Here is an 18,867-nt window from a genome sequence, read left to right on the forward strand (position 1 = left end):
CAGGTGGGTCGGTTCGGGTCAGCTTGCGGTGCGGCCCGAGGCCAGCGGCCACTCGCGGTTGAGGGATCCCAGCGGGATCTTGCGCTCGAACAGCGGGGTGCCGAACAGGGACAGCTGGAGCTGGAGGTTGCCGCTCAGGTCGAAGCCGCCGTACAGGGCCCAGGCGCCGCTGACGGAGGTCTTGCCGTCGGTCGAGGCGGACGCCTTGGCCTCGGCCTCGCCGCGCAGGTACGGGGCGAAGTCCGCGGAGACGCCGACGGCCCCGTACAGGCCGATCGCGGCCTCGGCGCCGAGGGCGCCCTTGACCTTGCCGGAGGCGGTGACCTCGGCCTTCACCGGGGTGCTCTTGACGGCCGAGGTGCTGACCGGGGTCCAGCCCTTGCCGGTGGCGTAGCTGCCGCCGACGCGGAAGTCGCCCTTGACGTCCTGGCTGACCTCGAGCGTGACGCGGCCGTCGGCCTCCACCTGGACGTAGCAGGTCAGGTCGAGGTTGACGACGACGGGGACCGGGCCCACCTGGATGACGGGCGCGGCGTGCAGCTTCGCGAACGGGATCCGCTTGGGCGATCCGGTGCTCGCGGCGACGTGCCCCTTGAGGCTCCACTGCGAGGACCAGTCACCGCTCATGCCGAGGAAGGCGGTGCGCGGGCCGACGCCGCCCGAGCCGTCGTAGGCGAACTCGACCGTCGGGGCGAGCTGGACGAATCCGGAGACCGAGGCGCCGGCCGATACGGGGGCGCCCGGGGCGGTCTCGATCGGGGCGTTCACGTCGAGCCGCAGGTTGCCGAGGGGCAGCTTGGCGCCCTCGGGGCCGAACTTCATGCCGCCGGTCTTGGCCCAGGAGAAGGTGACGCCCTTCATCAGGGGCTCGACGGTGACCGCGGACGGGTCGACGGGGACCTTGCCGTCGGCCTTGTCGTCGTTCAGGACCGAGGCCAGCGTCGTGGGGGCCGTCTTGACCTCGGTGCCGCGGTCGCTCTTCCCGACGACCTCGGTGACCTTCGCGAGCAGGCCGTTGGGGGCGCCGGGCGCGGGGGCGCTGGCGATGACGTCGCCCACGGCGACGGGCTTGTCGGCCGCCGGGGACGGGCTCTGGCTCTGGTTGGGCGAGGCCGACGAACCGGGCGCGTTCTGCGGGCCCTTGGAGCTCGGCGGGTTCTTCGAGGGGGCCGGGCCCTGCGGGGCCGAGGCTATGACGGCCCGGCCGGTCTTCTGGTCGAAGGAGGCGACCTTCAGCGCGGACTTCTCCGGGGTGCCCTTGCCGGCGCCGACACGGGCGATCTCGACCGGTGCGGGCGCGCCCTGCGGGGCCGCGGCCACCTCGAGCTGCTGCGTTCCGTCGGCCACGGGGGTGGGGTTGGCCGGGTCGGCGGGGGCTGCGGCACCGGTGTGCGTGGCCGAGGAGCAGCCTGTGACGGTGAGCGCCAGTGTGGTGATGCCGGGCAGCAGGAAGCGTCTGGCGAGCATGCGCACGTACGTAAGACCTTCTGGTTGGGGGGAAGTTACGCTACCGACAAGTAACGTGAGAAGCGATCATGCCAGGCATGTCCACCCCAACTCACCACTACGGCGATATCCGGCCACTGCGACCGGAGCGCCACGATCGACAGCCTGTGTGCCCGGCCGTCGCCGTACGTAACGGATCAGCCGGTTCCGGCCGGAGGGCTGGCGGAGACCCCGCCTGCGCACCCCCGGCCCGACGCCCCGCGCCCGCCGCGGAAGTCGGCGAAATCCACCGCGTGTTGCCGCCCGAACGGCCGCGGGGCCTGACGTCTACTCCGGCCCGGCCGGCTCCAGTGCGGCGGCGAGTGCCTCGTGGGACGTGAACACATGTCCCTGGAGGCCGAGTTCAAGCGCTGCCCGGACGTTCTCGGCGCGGTCGTCGACGAACAGGACCTCCTCGGCGGGCAACCCGAGTTCGCGAACGCACCACAGGTACGCGGCCGGTTCGGGCTTCGCACTGCCGATCCGGCAGGAGAGGCCGACGACCGCGAACCGGTCCAGCCAGGGCTGGGTGGCCTCGTACCGGGCGGCGAGCTCCTCGGGAATGTTGGAGAGGAGCCCGAGGACGATCCCGCGGCCGGCGAGCGCGCCCAGCAGGTCCACGCTGCGCTGGTCGACCTCGCTCCAGCTGGCGAGGTCGGCGGCGATCAACTCCTCGGCGAGGCCGTCGTCGAACGGGACGCCCAGCTCCGCGCAGACGCCCTCCCAGTAGGCCGGGCCGATCACCTCGCCGCGGTCGTAGGGGGCGCGCCGGGACCAGTACGCCTCCCAGAATCGGTCGGGGTCGGCGCCGGCCGTGCGCTCCAGCACGGCCCGGGACTCGGGCGACTGGAGGCGGGCGATGACACCGAACATGTCGAAGAGAACGGCTTTCACTTTTCGGCTTCCCATCGTTGCGGGGTTCCTCGCCTTCCTTGGGTTCTTTGGGCGCCTTGGGTTCCTTGGGCGCCTTGGTTCGGGACGTTCGTGCGCAGCCACAGGCTCAGGGCGGCGCATGCGACGGCGAGTCCGAACAGCACCAGGGGTACCGCCTCCACCTCCATCACTCCGATCACCGCGCCGAGCAGCGGCGGAAAGGCCACGCCGCCGATCATCGAGGCGGCGATCACGTAGGCCCCGGCCGCCGCCACCCCGGGCACGGCGCGATTCAGCCAGGGCAGGCAGGTCGGGAAGACGGGCCCGATCGCGAGGCCGACGCCGGCGTACGCGTACGGGGCGAGCGCCGGAACCGTGGCCAGCAGCAGGAATCCGGCCATGCCCGTGCAGCAGACGGCCAGGATCGACGGCGCGGAGCACCGGAGGCTGAGCGGCGCGACGAGGAACCGGCCCGCCGTCATGGCCGCCCAGTAGGCGGAGGTGGCGGTCGCCGCGGTGGCGGCTCCGTACCCGACGGCTTCGAGGTGGGTGGGCTCCCAGCCGCCGACGCCCGTCTCGATGGCGACGTGCAGCACGTAGACGCCGATGAACCCGGCGATGACCGGCAGCACCCGGACACCGCCCGCGGACGAGCCCTCCGCCGCGGCCGGTTCGGGCTCACGCCGCGCCACACCGCCCAGGGTGAGCAGGACGAGCAGGCCGGCCACACCCAGGCCGAGGAAGATCCCCGGGTAGTCGTCCGCTCCGAGCCGGCCGATCAGGGCCGGGCCGGCGATGGCGCCGATGCCGAAGTGCCCGTTGAGCAGGTTGAGCATGGCGGTGCTGCGGTGGCCGAAGCCGACGGCGAAGAGGCGGTTGAGGCCGTAGTCGATGCCGCCGAAGCCGAGGCCGATCACGAAGGCGCCGGTCAGGGCCAGGGGCCAGGTCGGCGAGAACGCGAAGGCCGCCGCGCCCGCGGCCATGAGCACGCAGGAGCCGCCGAGCAGCGCCCGGTTGTCCAGCCGCCCCCGCAGCAGGTGGTAGGCGAGCACGCCGAGGAGCGCGCCGGCGAAGTGGGCGCTGAGGCCGAGCCCGGCCACGGCGGGGCTGATGCCGTACTCCTCACGCAGCGCCGGGATCGCAGGGCCGTAGAGCGCCTGGAGGGCGCCGATCACGACGAACGCGACGCACGAGGCGGCGATCGCGACCGGCGTGAGGACGCGGCTTCCCGCCGCCTGCGGCAGGTCGGCCTCGGTGGTGTCGGACATCGCCCTCCCAATCGTTTCTGGCGTTGCGAACACTCTTGGCGTTCAACACAGCGCCAATTGCACGTCGAAGCGCACACTATAAACATCGAGGATGTTCGTTTCAACAGCCTTGCTGTTCGAAACCCCCTCCACGGCCCCACCCGGCGCGCCTGTGCTAAAAGCAGACACATGAACGTGATGGAGAGGCACGAGTTCGTCGTGGGACTGCTCGTGCAGCAGAACCGCGCGACGGTGGCCGAACTGGCCCAGGCCACCGGTGCGTCCGAGATGACCATCCGCCGGGACCTGGAGGTCCTGGAGTCCCGGGGCGCGCTGCGCCGGGTGCGCGGCGGCGCCGTGAGCAGCCTGCCCGGCGGCGTCGAACCGCCGTACGCGGTCCGCGCCGTGTCCGGAGCCGAGGCCAAGGAGCGGCTGGCCCGCACGGTGGTCGGACTGCTCACGGACGGCGAGACCGTGGCCCTGGACACCGGCACCACCGCCGTGGCGGTCGCCAAGGCCATGGCCGGCCGCCGGCTCACCGTCGCCCCGCTCTCCCTGCACGCCGCGTTCGCCCTCTCCGGCCAGCCCGGCATCCAGTTGGTGATGCCGGGTGGGCAGGTGCGCGCCGAAGAGCTCTCCTTCTACGGACACACCCCCGTCCAGACCTTCAAGGAGCTCTGCTTCGACACGTTCGTCCTGGGCTGCTGCGGCATCGACCCGGTCCAGGGCGCCACCGCCTACAACCTCGACGACGTCCAGGTGAAGCGGGCCGCCGTCGCCGCCGCCCAGCGGGTGATCCTCGTGGCGACCGCCGACAAGCTCGGCCGTACGGCGCTGGGCCGCATCTGCCCGATCGAGCAGGTCACCCTCGTCGTCACCGACGCCCCCGCCGACTCACCGGCGATCGACGCACTGCGGGACCGGGGCATGGACGTATTGCACCCGGCACCGAACGAAGAGTGAGTGCGGCCGGGGCACCCTGGCATGATGCCGGGATGATCGTTTCCATCCCCGATGTCGTGCCCGCGGGCCGCCTGGCCGGTGCCGGGCATCCGGTCTTCTCCCTGCCCTGCGGCCTCGAGCTGCGCCCGTGGACGCGTGCCGACGCGCCGGTCCTCGCGGAGTCGTGCCACGACCCGGACGTCCGGCACTGGAACCGGCCCGAACCCCTGACCCCGGACGCGGCGCGCGACAGGATCGCCCGGTGGGAGGAGCGCCGGCAGGCCGAGCAGGCGGTGATCTGGGCGGTCGCCGAGCCGCACGGCGGCCGCCCCGTCGGCCTCGCCGGCCTGGCCGACGTCGACCTCCGCGGCGGCAGCGCGGAGTTCCTGTACTGGCTCCTTCCCGCGGGCCGCGGCCGCGGGGCGATGACCGACGCCGTCGTCCGCGTCAGCCGGTGGGCGCTGGAGGACCTGGGCCTGCACCGGCTCCGCATCACCCACTCCGTCGCCAACACCGCCTCCTGCGCGGTGGCGGCCCGTGCGGGCTTCGCCCTCGAAGGCACCCTGCGCAGCGCCCTGCTGCACGCGGACGGCTGGCACGACGAGCATCTGCACGCCCGCGTCCAGGGGGATCCCCCGCCCTCGGAGCGGTCCGGGCGGCAGGCGAATTGACCGGTGATCCCGGGCCGTCTTTGCACCCTGCCGGAGGCCGCCCGGCGCCATAGGGTGCGCAGTGTGCGCGAGCGGGCCCGGCACGGCCGGCTCGCCCGGCACATGACGGACCGTGGGGTGTGCGCCCACGGCACGATCGCTCGACACCAGACGGGAGGACTCGGGACATGTTCGCTGTGATCTACCGATGGCGGCTCCGCGAGGGCATGGAGGAGCAGTTCGCCGACGGATGGCACCGGGTGACGGCCGCGATCCACGCCACGTGCGGGAGCTACGGGTCGCGGCTGCACCAGGCCGACGACGGGACGTGGGTGGCGTACGCGCGCTGGCCCGACGAGGAGACGCGCGCGCAGTGCGGGGAACCCGACCCGGACGGCCTGGCCATGATGCGGGAGGCCATCGCCGAGGGCTTCCCGGAGACGCGGATGCTCATCGTGGACGACATGCTCGCGGAACCGGACGCCGCAGTCGCACACTGACCGCAGCCGCAGCCGCAGCCGCAGGCAGGTCGGCACGGCCCGGAACACCCGTCTCGCGCCCCTCGTTGAACCCCGCATGAAGGCATCTGTCACACCGGGGACCCCCGAGACACTGGACCGCAGGGAAGGCCCGTTCGGCGAGGTCGTGCTGCGGCGCCGGGGCGCCACGTACGAGATCATCGCGAACGGCTGCTTCCTGATGGACACCTCCGACGGCCGTTCGGAGCGGCTGCTGATCGACGCCGCCTACCTCGCCCTCGACCCGCCGCCGGGCGGCCCGGCACCGTCCCTGCTGATCGGCGGACTCGGCGTCGGCTTCTCGCTCGCGCATGCCGCCGCGCGCAGAGGCTGGGGACGGATCGCCGTCGTGGAGCGCGAGGCGGCGATCATCGAATGGCACCGGACGGGCCCGCTCGGCGCGGTGTCCTCCGCGGCCCGCGCCGATCCGCGGACCACGATCCTGCACACCGACCTGGTGGCCTATCTGGCGGATTCCGCCGACCGCTACGACGCGCTCTGCCTCGACATCGACAACGGCCCCGACTGGACGGTGGACGAGGACAACCGGGGCCTGTACTCCCCCGCCGGTCTCGCCTCGTGCCGGGACCGGCTCCACCCGGGCGGGGTCCTCGCCGTCTGGTCGGCGCAGCCCTCCCCGGCCTTCGAACAGGCCCTGCGCGACGCAGGGTTCGGCTCCGTGCGGACGCAGGAGGTCCCGGTGGCCCGCGGGGTGCCCGACGTGGTCCACCTGGCCCGGAAGCCGGCGGCCGACGGCCGGGTGGGTTCGACAAACGTGACCGACTGACTCAGGGGGAGCTCATGGCTCTGCCCGCTGGCCAACACCATGCCCGTACGGCGCCACGGTCTGCACCCGGCCGGTGCGGCGGGTCCCGGCCGGCAGTTCCCCATGGCCTGGGTGTCCGCGCCCGACCTGGCCGGGGTGCCGTGGGCAGGTCTTCCCTGCCGGAGCGGAGTACGTGATCATGGTCTTCCTTCAGGCCGACTCGGGGGACGGGACCGTGGATTTCGTACTGCTGTTGGACGATGCCGAGGCGACGCTGGACCACGTCGGGGGCAAGGGCGCGGCGCTGGCCGAACTCGCCCGCGCCGGGCTGCCCGTGCCCGGCGGGTTCCATGTGACGACCGCCGCCTACCGGGAGTTCGTCACCGCGACGGGCATCGCCGGACACCTCCGCGCGGATCTCGCCGCCGGGGACGCGGGGACCCGGATCCGGGCGCGGTTCGCGGGGTCCCCGCTGCCGGACCCGCTGCGGCAGGCCGTCGGGAAGGCGTACGCGCAGCTCGGCGACGGTGCGCGGACGGTCGCCGTGCGCTCGTCCGCCACCGCGGAGGACCTGCCCGACCTGTCTTTCGCCGGCCAGCAGGACACGTACCTGAACATCCGCGGGGAGGAGGACCTGCTGGCGGCGGTCCGCAACTGCTGGGCCTCGCTGTGGACCGACCGTGCCGTCGCCTACCGCGAGCGGGCCGGGATCGCCCACGAGGAGGTCTCCCTCGCCGTCGTCGTGCAGGAACTGGTCTCCGCCGACGCCGCCGGGGTGATGTTCACCGTCGACCCGCTCGGCGGCGGCGTCGCCGGCGCCGAGCGGGTCGTCGTCAACGCGGCCTGGGGCCTGGGCGAGGCCGTCGTCAGCGGGCTGGTCACCCCCGACACCGTGGCCGTCGACCGTACGAGCCTGGCCGTGGTCGAGGAGCGGATCGCCACCAAGGAGGTCATGACCGTCCCCGCCACGGCGGGGACGCGGGAGGAGCCCGTCCCCGCCGACCGGCGCGAGGCCCCCGTGCTCAGCGCCGCGGAGGCCGCCGACCTCGCCCGGCTCGGCCTGAGGATCGAGCAGCTGTACGGCGACCCGCGCGATGTCGAATGGGCCCGCGAAAACGGGGAGTTCCGCATCCTCCAGGCCCGCCCGATCACCGCCCGGGCGGCCGCGCAGCCCGAGGTGTGGAACGACAGCCTCGGCACCGACTCCCTGTGGACGAGCGCCAACCTGGGCGAGGCCGTACCGGATGTGATGACCCCCGCCACCTGGTCGTTCATCAAGGACTTCATGGGCGACGTCATGGTCGGGGCCACCCTGGAGGGCCGGCCGATGTACGGCAACATCGGCGGCCGTTTCTACATGAACCTCAGCGTCACGGCCACCCTCGCCGCCGCGTTCGGTCAGGGTGCCAAGTTCGCGCGCGCCAACGAGCTGGTCTTCGGCCGTCTGCCGGAGGGGGTACGGATCCCGCTGCTGCCCGCCTCCAGGATGCGGGTGTGGCGGGACACCATCGGCGAGGCGTTCTCCGTCGTCAGCCGGATCCGGGCCAACGGCAAGCGGCTGCCGGAGTTCCTCGAGCGGGCACCGGCCCGCTGCGAGGAGCTCCGGACCCGCGTCGCGGGCGCGGCCGACGCGCAGGAGCTGCGGGCCCTGTGGGAGTCGGAGGTATCCGCCTGGTTCCGGCTGTGCTGCCACATGCTGCAGGCCGCCACCCGGCAGGACGGCGACGCGCTGGTCAAGGTACGCGGCACCCTGCGCGCCCTGGTGGGCGAGGAGGACGCCGACCTGATGACCACGGGTCTCGGCGACGAGGGCCAACTCGCCAGCATGGGGCCGCTGCTGGGGCTGGAGCGGCTGGCCCGCGGCGAGATCGACCGGGCCGGGTACACGCGCGCGTACGGCCACCGGGGCCCGCACGAGTTCGAGGTGTCCCTCCCCCGGCCGGCAGAGGACCCGGAGTGGATCGACCGGCAGCTCGCCGCGCTCGGCACCGTCGAGGAGGACGCCGGGCTGCGCCTGGGCCGGCAGACCGCGGCGCGGGCGGCGGCCTGGGAGCGGTGCGCCGCACGCCACCCGCGCCGGGTGGCCGGGCTGCACCGCGCGGTGGACCGGTGGGCGGCCTCGGCCCGGCTGCGCGAGGCCGCCCGAACCGAGGTGGCCCGGGTGTTCTGGCTGCTGCGCACGTTCGTGCTGCGGGCGGGCGAGGTGTCCGGGGCCGGGGAGGACCTGTTCTTCCTGTTCCGCGAGGAGATCCTCGCCGTGCTCGGCGGGGACCGGGGGCCGCTGGCCGCGGTGCCGGCGCGGCGCGCCGCGTACGAGGGCTACCGGGCGCTGCCCGCCTATCCGACGCTGATCCGGGGCGAGTTCGATCCGGCCGCGTGGGCGGCGGACCCGGACCGGCGCGCCGACCTGTACGACGCGCACGCCGCGGTGCCGGTCACGGACGCCGTCTCCGGTTCCCCGGCGTCCGGCGGTGTGGTGGAGGGCATCGCCCGGGTCGTGGCCACCGTCGAGGAAGGGGCGGACATCCGGCCGGGCGAGATCCTGGTGACCACGGTGACCAACATCGGGTGGACCCCGCTGTTCACCCGGATATCGGCCATCGTCACCGATGTCGGCGCGAACCTCTCGCACGCCTCCATCGTGGCCCGGGAACTGGGCATTCCGGCCGTGGTCGGCTGCGGGAACGCGACGACGCGGATCCGCACCGGGGACCGGATCCGGGTGGACGGCGGCCGCGGCACGGTGTCCGTGGTCCAGCCGTACGGGACGGCATGACCGACGCGGCCGGCCCGGTCGGCCAAGGGGGGCCGGTCCGCCATTCGGTGGGGCTCCGTCGGCCGCGCGGTGTGGGGCCGCGGGGGCCCGGGGCAGCGGACTGATCCTGCGGGGAGTGCCCCTCGTGCTCCCCGTCCGAAAGGCCTCCCCCATGCCCCTGACGCGTCGCAAGGACCTCGGGCTGCTCGCCCTGCGCCTCGGAGCGGGCGGGGTGCTGATCGCGCACGGCACGCAGAAGCTGTTCGGCTGGTTCGGCGGAGGCGGCCTCGACGGCACCGCCAAGGCCATGGAGCACATGGGCTTCACCCCCGGACGCCCGAGTGCCATGGCAGCCGGGCTCGGCGAGGCGGGCGGCGGCGCCCTCCTCGCCCTGGGGTTCGCGACCCCGGCGGCGGGCGCCGCCGCCGCGGGCGCCATGGCCGGGGCCGTTTCGGTGCATGCGCCGGCGGGGTTCTTCGCGCAGGCCGGCGGCTTCGAGTACCCGGCGTTCCTCGGCTTCGTCGCCGCCGCGCTCGGGATCTCGGGACCGGGATGCTTCTCGGTCGACCGCCTGACCCGGCACAGGCTGGACCGGCCCGCGGTCCTGCTGGCGGCGTTCACCTTCAGCGCGGCCGCCGCCACGGTGGTGGTCAGGCGGCGCATCGCGGCCATGGAGTCCGCGGAGGCCTCCACCGCCCGGCAGAACGGGCGCCCCGACGACGGCGCATGACGCCCACCGGCCGTGCCCCCGTGCGGCCGGTGCCGCGCGGCTCCCGCCTGGTTGCGAGGGGCGGTGACGGGCGCGACGATCTGCGGGTGATCGAACTGCTGCCCGGGACCGGTGTCGTCCTGCCGGACGCTGCCGGCGTGCTCCGCTTCGGTGTGGACGGGGACGCCGTCCGGGAGGTCCTGGCCGTCCTGGGCCCGGTCGGGGAGGATGCCGCGCCGGGCGCCGGGTGGGGGTACTCCGTCCGCTGGTGCGACCTCGAACTGACGGCCCGTACGGATGCCCCGGCGCCGGAGCCAGAGCCGATGGCGGGGCCGGTGGCGGGACCGGCTGCTTCCGGACCGGGCGGCCTGACGCTGGACGAGGTCACGGTCCGGCGGAGCGGCCACCGGACGTCGTCGTGGCGCGGCCCGGCGGCGGTCCCCGTCGTCCTCGACGGCATCGACCTGTTCGGCTACCCCGCCGACGAGGTCCTGGAGGCGCTGGGCGAGGACCGGTGCCCCGGGCTCCTGCTGCCGCCGGCCGGACCGGGCGGCGACCATCTGCCCGCAGTGACGTTCCGGGCCGCACCGCCGCCGCCCGGATCCGGCGACCGAAACCGCACCGCAGCGCACGCCGCCGAGCCGGACCTCGCCCCGTACGCCGACATGTGGACCACACGGCGGCACGAGTGGCGGCTGGAGGACACGGGCAGCGGCTACACGATCGTCACGAAGGGCGAACGCCCGATGGAGCTCCTGATCTGCCACGACGTGCTCGCCGAGCAGATCATCGCCCGGATGCTCGCCGCCGGCGTCGAGGTCGTGGACGGGTGAACCGGGGCGGCCCACCGGACGTCCCCGCGTGAAAACCTCGCGGGTTCAGGTCGCCATGGCCGGAAATATTTGGCCAATTTGGCGGTAACCGAAATGATGTTCCATCATCGTGACTGCACGTCAGTTATCGGCGTGCGTCGAGGAGGCGGGGGTGCGGGGGTTCCCCCGTACCCACCATCGGCCATTGCGCAGGGGGCTCGTGGTCCTGTCGCGCCCCGAGGTGGCTCCCGCCCCTGTTCCCGTTCACCTAGGCAAAGGCCGCATGTCCGCCCAGCAGCTCTCGGACCTCATACGTTTCGCCCGCCACAACTCGCCCTTCTACCGGGACCTCTACGCGTCCCTGCCGCCGGACGCCGACCGCCTCACCGACCTGCCGGTCGTGGACCAGCGGGAGTTCTGGGCGGCCAACACCCTCCACGACAACCGGGTGCTGACCGGCCCGCTCAGCGAGGCCACGGTCTACAAGACCGGCGGCACCACCGGGTCCCCCAAGTTCTCCGTCTACACCCGCGACGAATGGCGCACCTTCGTGAGCGCCTTCGGCCAGGGGCTCGTGGACACGGGCCTGCGCCCGGGGCACCGGGTGGCCGACCTCTTCTACGCCGGGGAGCTGTACGCCAGCTTCCTGTTCATCCTGGACTCCCTCGCCCACGCGCCCGTGGACAACGTCCGCCTGCCCATCGGCGGCGCCGCTCCGCTGGAGTCGACGGTTCCCACGCTGCGCGACCTCGCGGCCCAGGTGCTGGCCGGCACGCCGACCACCCTGTGCCGGCTGGCCGAGCACGTGATCGCCGCCGGTGTCCGGCTCGACTCGGTGGAGTTGCTGCTCTTCGGCGGCGAGGCCCTCTTCGCCGACCAGCGGCGGCTGCTGGCCACCGCGTTCCCCCGCGCCGAGGCCCGTTCCGTCGGATACGCGAGCGTGGACGCCGGACTGCTCGGCCGCCCGGTGCCCGGCCCCGACTCCCGCGTGCACCGGGCCTTCACCCCGCATTCGGTCGTCGAGATCCTCGACGACACCACCGGTGAGCCCGTCACCGAACCGGGGCGGCCCGGCCGGGTCGTGGTCACCAGCCTGTTCCGGCGCCTGATGCCGGTCATCCGCTACCCGGCGGGCGACCGGGCCGAGTGGACCGGCACCGGGGACGGCCACTTCCGGATCCTCGGGCGGGCCGAGGAGGGCGTACGGGTCGGGCCGGTCTCCCTCTACACGCAGGACGCCCAGCAGGCCGTGGCCGCGGCGGACACCGCCGGGCGGATCGTCGGCATGCAGCTGGTCGTGCGCCGCTGGGAGGGCCGTGACGGGCTCGTGCTGCGGCTGGCGACGGCGCCCGGGGACGGCGGCCGCGGTGACGGCGGGCCGGGCGGGCTGGAGGCGCTGGCCGACGCGGTCGTCACGGAGCTGGAGACCGTGCGGCCGCTGTACCCGGACAGCGTGCGCGCCGGGTTCGTGCACCCGCTGTCCGTGGAGTGGGCCCGCCACCGGGACCTCGCCGTGAACCCGCGCTCGGGCAAGCTCGTCCGGGTCCTGGACGAGAGGCCGACCGCATGACCGCCGTGACCGAGGCCCAGGCCGAGGGCCGCCCGCCTCAGACCGATGCCGACGCCGGCGCCGGGGCCGGTACTCCGCCCGGCGGCCGACGCCTGCCGCTCGTCCTGCGCAACCGCGCCTTCGGGGCCGTCTGGCTGGGGCAGGTCCTGACCCAGGGGGCCGTGCGCATGTTCCAGGTCGGCGTGTCCTGGTGGCTCGTCGCCTACGCCGTCCAGGACGCCGGCGGCCTGGCCTCCGGGCTGTTCATGGCGGTCTGCACGCTGCCCGCCGTGGCCCTGGCGCCGGTCGTGGCCGGGGCCGTCGCCCGGTTCGCGCACCGCTCGGTGCTGCGGACCGCCGCCGCCGTGGCCGGAGTCGTCGCGGCCGGCCTCGCCCTGTGGGCGCAGGGCAGCGGCCTGCCGGTGGCCGCCGTGTACGCCGCCGCCCTTGCCCTGGCCACCTGCCAGGCCTTCTTCGACCCGTGCCTGACCACGTCGGTGCCCGAGCTCGTCGACGACGCCGACATCGAGACCGCCACCGGCTTCGAGCTGTCCACCCAGTCCCTGGCCGGCCTGGGCGGGGCCCTGCTCGGGGCCCTGGCCGTCGACCGGGCCGGCGTGGCCGGGCTGGCCGCCGGCTGCGCCGCCGCCTACCTGGGCGCCGCCCTCCTCGTCGCGACCGCGCGGTTCCGCACCGGCGCGGCGGCCCCCGGACCGGCACCCGCCGACGGCGGCGCCGGCACCGGCGGGCCGGCCGCGGTGTCCGGGCAGCGCCGTACGCTGCGCGGCATCCTCGGCGAACTGCCCTACGTACGAAGCATCCTGATCTGCTTCACCGCGGCGAACCTCTTCACCGCCGCCGTCTTCGTCGTCATCCCCCTCTACACCCGGTCCGTCCTCCAGGGCGGCGGGGGCACCGTGGCACTGCTGGAGGCCTCTCTCGGCACCGGCGCGCTCATCGGCGCCTTCACCGGCACCCGGGTCCCGGGCCGGCCCTCCGTCGCCGGCGCGTACTGCCTGGGCCTGATGGCGGTCGCGCTGGCCCTGCCCGGCCTCACCGCGCTCCGCCCGGTGTTCGCCGGCTGCCTGGTCGTCGCCGGCTGGTGCGCCGGGGCGGTCAGCGTCCGCTTCGTCGCCCTGTTCCAGCGGCTGGTGCCCGCCGCCGACAAGCCCGGCTTCTTCGCCGTGATGCAGGCCGTGCTCGGTGCCTCCCTGCCGGTGGCCTCGCTGCTGTTCGGCTCCGCCGGCGACCACCTCTCGCCGCAGACGCTGTGCCTGGTGCAGGGCATCGGCCTGCTGCCCGCCGCCTGTGCCCTGGCCGTGCTCGGCCGCCGCCACCCCGAACCCGCGGACGCGGACGCGGACGCGGAACCGGACGCGGAGGCGGAGGCGCACGCGGAGGCGGAGGCGGAGGCGCACGCGGAGGCGGACCCGGAACCGGAGGCGGATGCCGTCGGCGACGAGGCCGCCCGGCCGGCGGGAGGCGAGCGGTGAACCCCGTCATCACCCCGGCCGCCTGCGCCGACATCGCCGAACTGCGCCAGCTCTACTACGCCGTCTACGGACCCCACTACCCCGTGGCCCTCGGCACCGATCCCGCCGAGATGGCCCGGCTCATCGCCGACCCGCACTCCCTGTGGCTCGTCGGCCGCTGCCCCGGCACCGGGGCGCTGACCGCCTCGGCCGCGATCCGGAGCGAGGCCGGCAGCCGCATCGGCCGCCTCGAGGGCATCGCCGTGCACCCCGAGCACCGCTCGGGCGGCCTGGCCGCCGCGCTGACCGAGGCGCTGTGCGCCCGGATGCTGGACACCGGGCGGCTGGACTCGGTGTACGCCACCGTCCGTACGGTCAGCGCCGGCCCGCAGCGGGTCGTCGCCCGCAACGGCTTCCGCCCGCTGGGCATCCTGCCCAACGCGGTGGATCTCAGCAGCCGCGAGAGCCTCGCGCTCTACGCGCGTCACTCGGCGGGTGTGCTCGACCGCCGGATGCCCGTCGCCGAGGTGCCCGCCCCGCTGCTGCCGCTGCTGCGGACCGCCGAATCCGTGCTGGGCATCGGCTTCTCCGGGGTCCGGGCCGCCGCCGCGGCCCCGCCCGCCGCACCGGTACCGGCCCCGCCGGCGCCGGAGGCCGCCACGCGGCTGGAGGTGATCGAGGCTCCGGCCTTCGTCCGCCGCCGGTTCCGCGACCACTTCCCCGGCGCCGAGGGCTGGTTCTACCCGCTGCACACCCCGAACGTGCTGCTCACCCCCGAGGACGGCCGGTTCGAGGTCTACGCCTACCTCAACCGGGCCGGGGGCTACTGCTCCCTGCTGACCGCCCACCCCGACCCGGCCGCGGCGGCCGCCCACCTCGGACCCGTCACCCGGGCCCTGGCCCGCGCGGGCGCCGGATACGTGGAGGCCCTGGTGCCGCTGGCGCACGGGGAGGCCCTCGCGGCCTTCCTGGCCCAGGGGTTCGTCGCCGGTGCGCTGTACCCGGCGATGCGCGCGGACGGCGACGGCTTCCACGACTACGTGGTGCTGTCCCGCTCCACCGAGCGGATCGACTTCCGCGGGGTCGCCGTCGAACCGCCCCTCCAGCCCTATCTGGACTGCTACGTGTCGGCCTGGGCGTCGACGCATCTGCCCACATCACCCGAGGTTGCCCGATGAACCCCCATCTCGCCCCGGTCGGCGTGCCCGACCCCGCCCTCCTGCCGCACGTGCAGCAACTGTGCGACCTGGCCGACCCGTACGCCTGCGGGCCCGCCGAGGACGAGCTGTTCGCCGCCGCCATGGCGGAGATCAACGCCTGGCACACCGAACGGTCCCCGTTCTTCCGCTCCTTGTACGAGGCCACGCCCGCCGCGGAGGGAGAGCCGTACCGCACGCCGCTGGTCCACGCGAACTTCTTCAAGCGGCACGAGGTGCTGTCCATCCCCCGGGAGGACGTCGAGCTGCACCTGACCTCCTCCGGCACCACCGGCCAGAAGTCGCAGATGTTCTTCGACCACTGGACGATCCGCTCCGCCCAGCGCATGGTCGCCCGGATCTTCGAGCGCAACGGCTGGATCACCCCGGAGCAGGAGGTCAACTACCTGCTCTACAGCTATGAACCGGCCCCGTCCCTGAACCTCGGCACCGCCTTCACCGACAACTACCTCTGCGACTTCGCCCCCGCGCGCAGCGTCGAGTACGCCCTCCGCAACACCGGCGGCGGCGCCGGCGGCGACCACGAGTTCGACCCCTTCGGCTGCATCGCCGCGCTGCGCCGCTTCGAGCGGGACGACGCGCCGGTCCGCATCCTCGGCTTCCCCGCCTTCCTGTGGTTCACCCTGGAGCGGATGCGGGCCATGGGCGTGCCGCCGCTGCGCCTGCCCGAGGGCTCCCTCGTCGTCCTCGGCGGCGGCTGGAAGGGGCACGCCGACCGGCAGATCGGCAAGGAGGAGCTGTACGCCCGGGTCACCGAGCAGCTCGGCATCCCCGGCGAGCGGATCCGGGACACCTTCGGCTCGGTCGAGCACTGCATCCCGTACATCGAGTGCGAGCGGCACCGGCTGCACGCGCCCGTCTGGTCGCGGGTGACGATCCGCTCCACCCGCACCCTGGAGCCGCTGCCGTACGGGGAGCGGGGCTACCTCCACCTGGTGTCGCCGTACATCACGTCCGTGCCCGCCCAGAGCGTGGTCATGGGCGACCTGGCCTCCCTCCAGCCGGGGGACGCCTGCGGGTGCGGGCTTCAGACCCCCTGGTTCACCGTCCACGGCCGTGCCGGGGTGAGCCGCAACCGGAGCTGCGCGGTGGCCGCCGCGGAACTGATGAAGGGAATGGCGTGACCGTGACCACGACCGGCAGCATGAGCATGAACGTGAGCGTGACCGCGCACGGGACCGGTGGCGGGCCGACCGCCGCCGCACCGCACTTCTGGCAGGGCGCCTTCATCGGCGACGAGGAGGCCGGGCGCAGGCTCGCCGGGCTCCCGGCCGCGGTCGAGGCCGCGCTGGGCTCCGTACTGGAGACCGAGACCGTGCTGGCCGCCTGCGACGCCCTGGCCTGCGCCCTCCTCGACCCGGAGCACCCCGTGCACGCCCGGCTGGGCGTGCACCTGCCCGAGGACGAGGACCCGGCGGCGCTCCTGGCCGAGCTCGGCCACCACCTCGGCCGCCGGGAGCTGACCCGCAAGCTGCGCCGGGAGCTGGGCACCGCCGCGCCCGGCCGGCTGAACCGGCCCGACCCGCGCGAGGCGGTGTACGAGGCGTGGGCGCCGGTGGGCATGGTCGCGCACATCGCCCCCGGCAACGCGGCCACCGTCGCCCCGCTGAGCATCGTGGAGGGCCTGCTCGCCGGCAACGTCAACGTCCTCAAGACCAGCAGCGCCGACACCCTCTTCACGCAGGCCCTGATGGCCGAGCTGACCGCCCTGGACCCCGGCGGGGCACTGGCCGCGCGGATCGTCGTCCTGCGCTTCGGATCCTCCCGGCAGGAGTGGCTGCGCCTGATGTGCGCGCCCGCGGACGCCGTCGCCGTCTGGGGCGGGGAGGCCGCCGTCGCAGGGGTGGCCTCCCATGTGCCGGCCGGCTGCCGGCTGGTGGAGTGGGGGCACCGGATCTCCTTCGCCTACCTCACCGGCGACGCCTGGTCGGACCCGGGCACGCTCGACGCCCTCGCCGAGGACGTGTGCCGCCACGAGCAGCAGGCCTGCGCCAGCCCGCAGGTGGTCTACCTGGACACCGAGGACGAGGACGAGGTCTTCGCGTTCGCGGAGCGCTTCGCCGGCGTCCTCGCGGCCCGGTCCGCGGCCGCCCCGCCGCCCGGCGCACGGGACGGTGCCCCGGGCGGTGACCGGGACCCGGCCGAGGAGGCCGAGCTGACCACCACGGAGCTGGTGGCCCGGCTGGAGGAGCACCTCGGCCTGACCCGGGTGTTCGCAGCGGCCGACGGCTCGTGGCGGGTCATGGCCGACACCCGGTCCCCGCTGACGGCGTCCCCGCTGTACCGCAGCGTGTGGGTCAAGCCGCTGCCCCGCAAGCGGGTGATCGCGACCCTGCGTCCGATGCGCCGCTACCTCCAGACCGCGGGCATCGCCGGCAGCCGGACCGACATCGCCGAGCTGTCGCGCACCGCCCTGGCGGCCGGTGTCACCCGTGTCACGCCCGTCGGCGCGATGCTCGAGAGCTACGCGGGCGAGCCGCACGACGGGGTGTACGCGCTCCAGCGCTACAGCCGCCGTGTCGCCGTCCAGGCCGACCCGGCCCGGTTCGCCACCACCGCCTGCCTGGACGACCTGGCCCGGCCCGTGGTCCTGCCGGCGCCCGCCGGCCCGCTGCTGGGCAAGGAGGAGGTGCAGGAGCGCAACGGCCGGGTGGGCCGCGCCGACGCGGAGCTGTACTTCCACAGCGGCGGCAGCACGGGCGCCCCGGCGCTGTCGCTGTTCAGCTACGACGACTACGACACGCAGATGCACGCCGCGGCCCGCGGCCTGCTCGCCGCCGGCTACGACCCGGTCGGGGACCGTACGGCCAACCTCTTCTACTGCGGCGGCATGTACGGCAGCTTCATCAGCTTCTTCTCCATCCTGGAGCGGCTCGGCGGGGTCCAGCTCCCGCTGGCCGCCGGACCCGACCACCGCGCGACGGCCCGGGCCCTGATCGACCACGGGGCGAACACCCTCTTCGGCATGCCGTCCTACCTGTGGCAGCTGCTGCACGCGGAGGCGGACGCGCTGCGCGCCTACGGGGGCCTGCGCAAGGTGTTCTACGGCGGCGAGCACTTCACGCCGGAGCAGCAGCGCGTGCTGAAGGAAGAGTTCGGCATCGAGGTGGTCCGCTCCCTCACCTACGGCAGCACCGACCTCGGCCCGCTGGGCTACCAGTGCACCGAGAGCTCGGGCGGCGTCCACCACCTCCACGCCGACCTGCACACGATGGAGATCCTCGACCCGGAGGAGGACCGGCCGGTCGTGCCGGGCGAGACGGGCCGGCTGGTGTTCACCACGCACGCCCGGCGCGGCCAGCAGCTGGGCCGGTACGCCATCGGCGACCTGGGGCGGGCCGTGCCCGGCCGCTGCCCGTGCGGCAGCCACGCCCCGCGCTTCGAGCTCCAGGGCCGCACCGGCGACGTGATGCGGGTGGCGACGTACTTCCTCAACCACCGCCGCTTCGTGTCCCTGGCGGAGGAGCAGGGCGGCCACCGCGGCGAGCTCCAGATCCTGCTCGGCGGCGAGGAGGAGCGCGAGCGGCTGACGGTGCGGGTGGAGCGGTCCGCCGGGACGGACCCGGAGCGGCTGCGCGAGGTGTTCCTGGCCGGCTACCCCGAGCTCCGCGCGGCGGTGGCGGAGCGGCTGCTGGACCTGGTGGTCGAGGCGGTCGACGGCGCGTCGCTGGACCGCAGTCCCACCAGCGGCAAGCTCCGCTCCGTGGTGGACACCCGCCGCCAGTAGGCGTTGTCCCGCCGGTCCGGTGACGGACCGGCCGACCGGGGTGGGGGCCGTTCTGGGCCCCACCAGGTCTCGGTTGGACGGCGGGAACCCCTTCTACAGAAGTGTCCCCCCCCCCGCCCCCCCCTCCCGACGAAACCCCCCAAGG

15 protein-coding genes are annotated in these 18,867 nt (G+C 74.4%); 12 read left to right on the forward strand and 3 right to left on the reverse strand.

Annotated features, from left to right (window positions below; all coding sequences use genetic code 11):
* Positions 1-18 precede the first annotated feature (18 nt).
* From AC068A_RS29295 to AC068A_RS29305, 3 genes are all read right to left on the reverse strand, one after another.
* Entirely contained in the window at positions 19-1,473 is a 1,455-nt protein-coding gene (locus AC068A_RS29295; RefSeq protein WP_478589268.1) for a hypothetical protein, read from the reverse strand.
* 300 nt (positions 1,474-1,773) lie between these two features.
* Positions 1,774-2,379 carry an HAD family hydrolase gene (locus AC068A_RS29300; RefSeq protein ID WP_478589269.1) on the reverse strand — a complete coding sequence of 202 codons (606 nt, stop codon included), beginning with the start codon at positions 2,377-2,379 and terminating at the stop codon, positions 1,774-1,776.
* Complete coding sequence (locus AC068A_RS29305) at positions 2,376-3,626, reverse strand: MFS transporter (RefSeq protein WP_478589270.1); 1,251 nt, start codon at positions 3,624-3,626, stop codon at positions 2,376-2,378. The genes AC068A_RS29300 and AC068A_RS29305 overlap by 4 nt, the downstream gene beginning before the upstream one ends.
* A 168-nt stretch (positions 3,627-3,794) precedes the next feature.
* Here AC068A_RS29305 and AC068A_RS29310 point away from each other — a divergent pair, with 168 nt between their 5' ends.
* The 12 genes from AC068A_RS29310 (at position 3,795) to AC068A_RS29365 (ending at position 18,722) form a co-directional block, all read left to right on the forward strand.
* Positions 3,795-4,568 carry a DeoR/GlpR family DNA-binding transcription regulator gene (locus AC068A_RS29310; protein WP_478589271.1) on the forward strand — a complete coding sequence of 258 codons (774 nt, stop codon included), beginning with the start codon at positions 3,795-3,797 and terminating at the stop codon, positions 4,566-4,568.
* Positions 4,569-4,600: 32 nt separating this feature from the next.
* On the forward strand, positions 4,601-5,218 hold the full coding sequence (locus AC068A_RS29315) for a GNAT family N-acetyltransferase (protein WP_478589272.1): 618 nt from the start codon (positions 4,601-4,603) through the stop codon (positions 5,216-5,218).
* 167 nt (positions 5,219-5,385) lie between these two features.
* Positions 5,386-5,697 carry an antibiotic biosynthesis monooxygenase family protein gene (locus tag AC068A_RS29320; RefSeq protein ID WP_478589273.1) on the forward strand — a complete coding sequence of 104 codons (312 nt, stop codon included), beginning with the start codon at positions 5,386-5,388 and terminating at the stop codon, positions 5,695-5,697.
* Positions 5,698-5,773: 76 nt separating this feature from the next.
* Entirely contained in the window at positions 5,774-6,502 is a 729-nt protein-coding gene (locus AC068A_RS29325; protein ID WP_478589274.1) for a spermidine synthase family protein, read from the forward strand.
* 178 nt (positions 6,503-6,680) lie between these two features.
* Entirely contained in the window at positions 6,681-9,257 is a 2,577-nt protein-coding gene (locus AC068A_RS29330) for a PEP/pyruvate-binding domain-containing protein (RefSeq protein WP_478589275.1), read from the forward strand.
* Between the two features lie 151 nt (positions 9,258-9,408).
* Positions 9,409-9,966, forward strand: a complete 558-nt coding sequence (locus AC068A_RS29335; RefSeq protein WP_478589276.1) for a DoxX family membrane protein — start codon at positions 9,409-9,411, stop codon at positions 9,964-9,966.
* Positions 9,967-10,052: 86 nt separating this feature from the next.
* Positions 10,053-10,778, forward strand: coding sequence for a hypothetical protein (locus tag AC068A_RS29340; RefSeq protein WP_478589277.1), 726 nt, complete (start codon positions 10,053-10,055; stop codon positions 10,776-10,778).
* Between the two features lie 262 nt (positions 10,779-11,040).
* Positions 11,041-12,327, forward strand: coding sequence for a phenylacetate--CoA ligase family protein (locus tag AC068A_RS29345; RefSeq protein ID WP_478589278.1), 1,287 nt, complete (start codon positions 11,041-11,043; stop codon positions 12,325-12,327).
* Complete coding sequence (locus AC068A_RS29350; RefSeq protein ID WP_478589279.1) at positions 12,324-13,799, forward strand: MFS transporter; 1,476 nt, start codon at positions 12,324-12,326, stop codon at positions 13,797-13,799. The genes AC068A_RS29345 and AC068A_RS29350 overlap by 4 nt, the downstream gene beginning before the upstream one ends.
* A complete protein-coding gene (locus AC068A_RS29355; RefSeq protein WP_478589280.1) occupies positions 13,796-14,956 on the forward strand; it encodes a GNAT family N-acetyltransferase in 1,161 nt (386 codons plus the stop codon). Before AC068A_RS29350 ends, AC068A_RS29355 begins: the two co-directional genes overlap by 4 nt.
* Positions 14,953-16,119, forward strand: a complete 1,167-nt coding sequence (locus tag AC068A_RS29360) for a LuxE/PaaK family acyltransferase (protein ID WP_478589281.1) — start codon at positions 14,953-14,955, stop codon at positions 16,117-16,119. The genes AC068A_RS29355 and AC068A_RS29360 overlap by 4 nt, the downstream gene beginning before the upstream one ends.
* The gene (locus AC068A_RS29365; protein ID WP_478589282.1) at positions 16,116-18,722 is read left to right on the forward strand and encodes an acyl-CoA reductase; all 2,607 of its coding nucleotides are present in this window, start codon (positions 16,116-16,118) and stop codon (positions 18,720-18,722) included. The genes AC068A_RS29360 and AC068A_RS29365 overlap by 4 nt, the downstream gene beginning before the upstream one ends.
* Positions 18,723-18,867: the final 145 nt, after the last annotated feature.

This window comes from Streptomyces sp. NPDC043854 (assembly GCF_056436005.1).

Bases quoted from the DNA above. Each gene is read 5' to 3' on its own strand.
- AC068A_RS29305 (WP_478589270.1), bottom strand. From the start codon at position 3,626: ATGTCCGACACCACCGAGGCCGACCTGCCGCAGGCGGCGGGAAGCCGC.
- AC068A_RS29310 (WP_478589271.1), top strand. From the start codon at position 3,795: ATGAACGTGATGGAGAGGCACGAGTTCGTCGTGGGACTGCTCGTGCAG.
- AC068A_RS29315 (WP_478589272.1), top strand. From the start codon at position 4,601: ATGATCGTTTCCATCCCCGATGTCGTGCCCGCGGGCCGCCTGGCCGGT.
- AC068A_RS29320 (WP_478589273.1), top strand. From the start codon at position 5,386: ATGTTCGCTGTGATCTACCGATGGCGGCTCCGCGAGGGCATGGAGGAG.
- AC068A_RS29325 (WP_478589274.1), top strand. From the start codon at position 5,774: ATGAAGGCATCTGTCACACCGGGGACCCCCGAGACACTGGACCGCAGG.
- AC068A_RS29330 (WP_478589275.1), top strand. From the start codon at position 6,681: ATGGTCTTCCTTCAGGCCGACTCGGGGGACGGGACCGTGGATTTCGTA.
- AC068A_RS29335 (WP_478589276.1), top strand. From the start codon at position 9,409: ATGCCCCTGACGCGTCGCAAGGACCTCGGGCTGCTCGCCCTGCGCCTC.
- AC068A_RS29345 (WP_478589278.1), top strand. From the start codon at position 11,041: ATGTCCGCCCAGCAGCTCTCGGACCTCATACGTTTCGCCCGCCACAAC.
- AC068A_RS29350 (WP_478589279.1), top strand. From the start codon at position 12,324: ATGACCGCCGTGACCGAGGCCCAGGCCGAGGGCCGCCCGCCTCAGACC.
- AC068A_RS29360 (WP_478589281.1), top strand. From the start codon at position 14,953: ATGAACCCCCATCTCGCCCCGGTCGGCGTGCCCGACCCCGCCCTCCTG.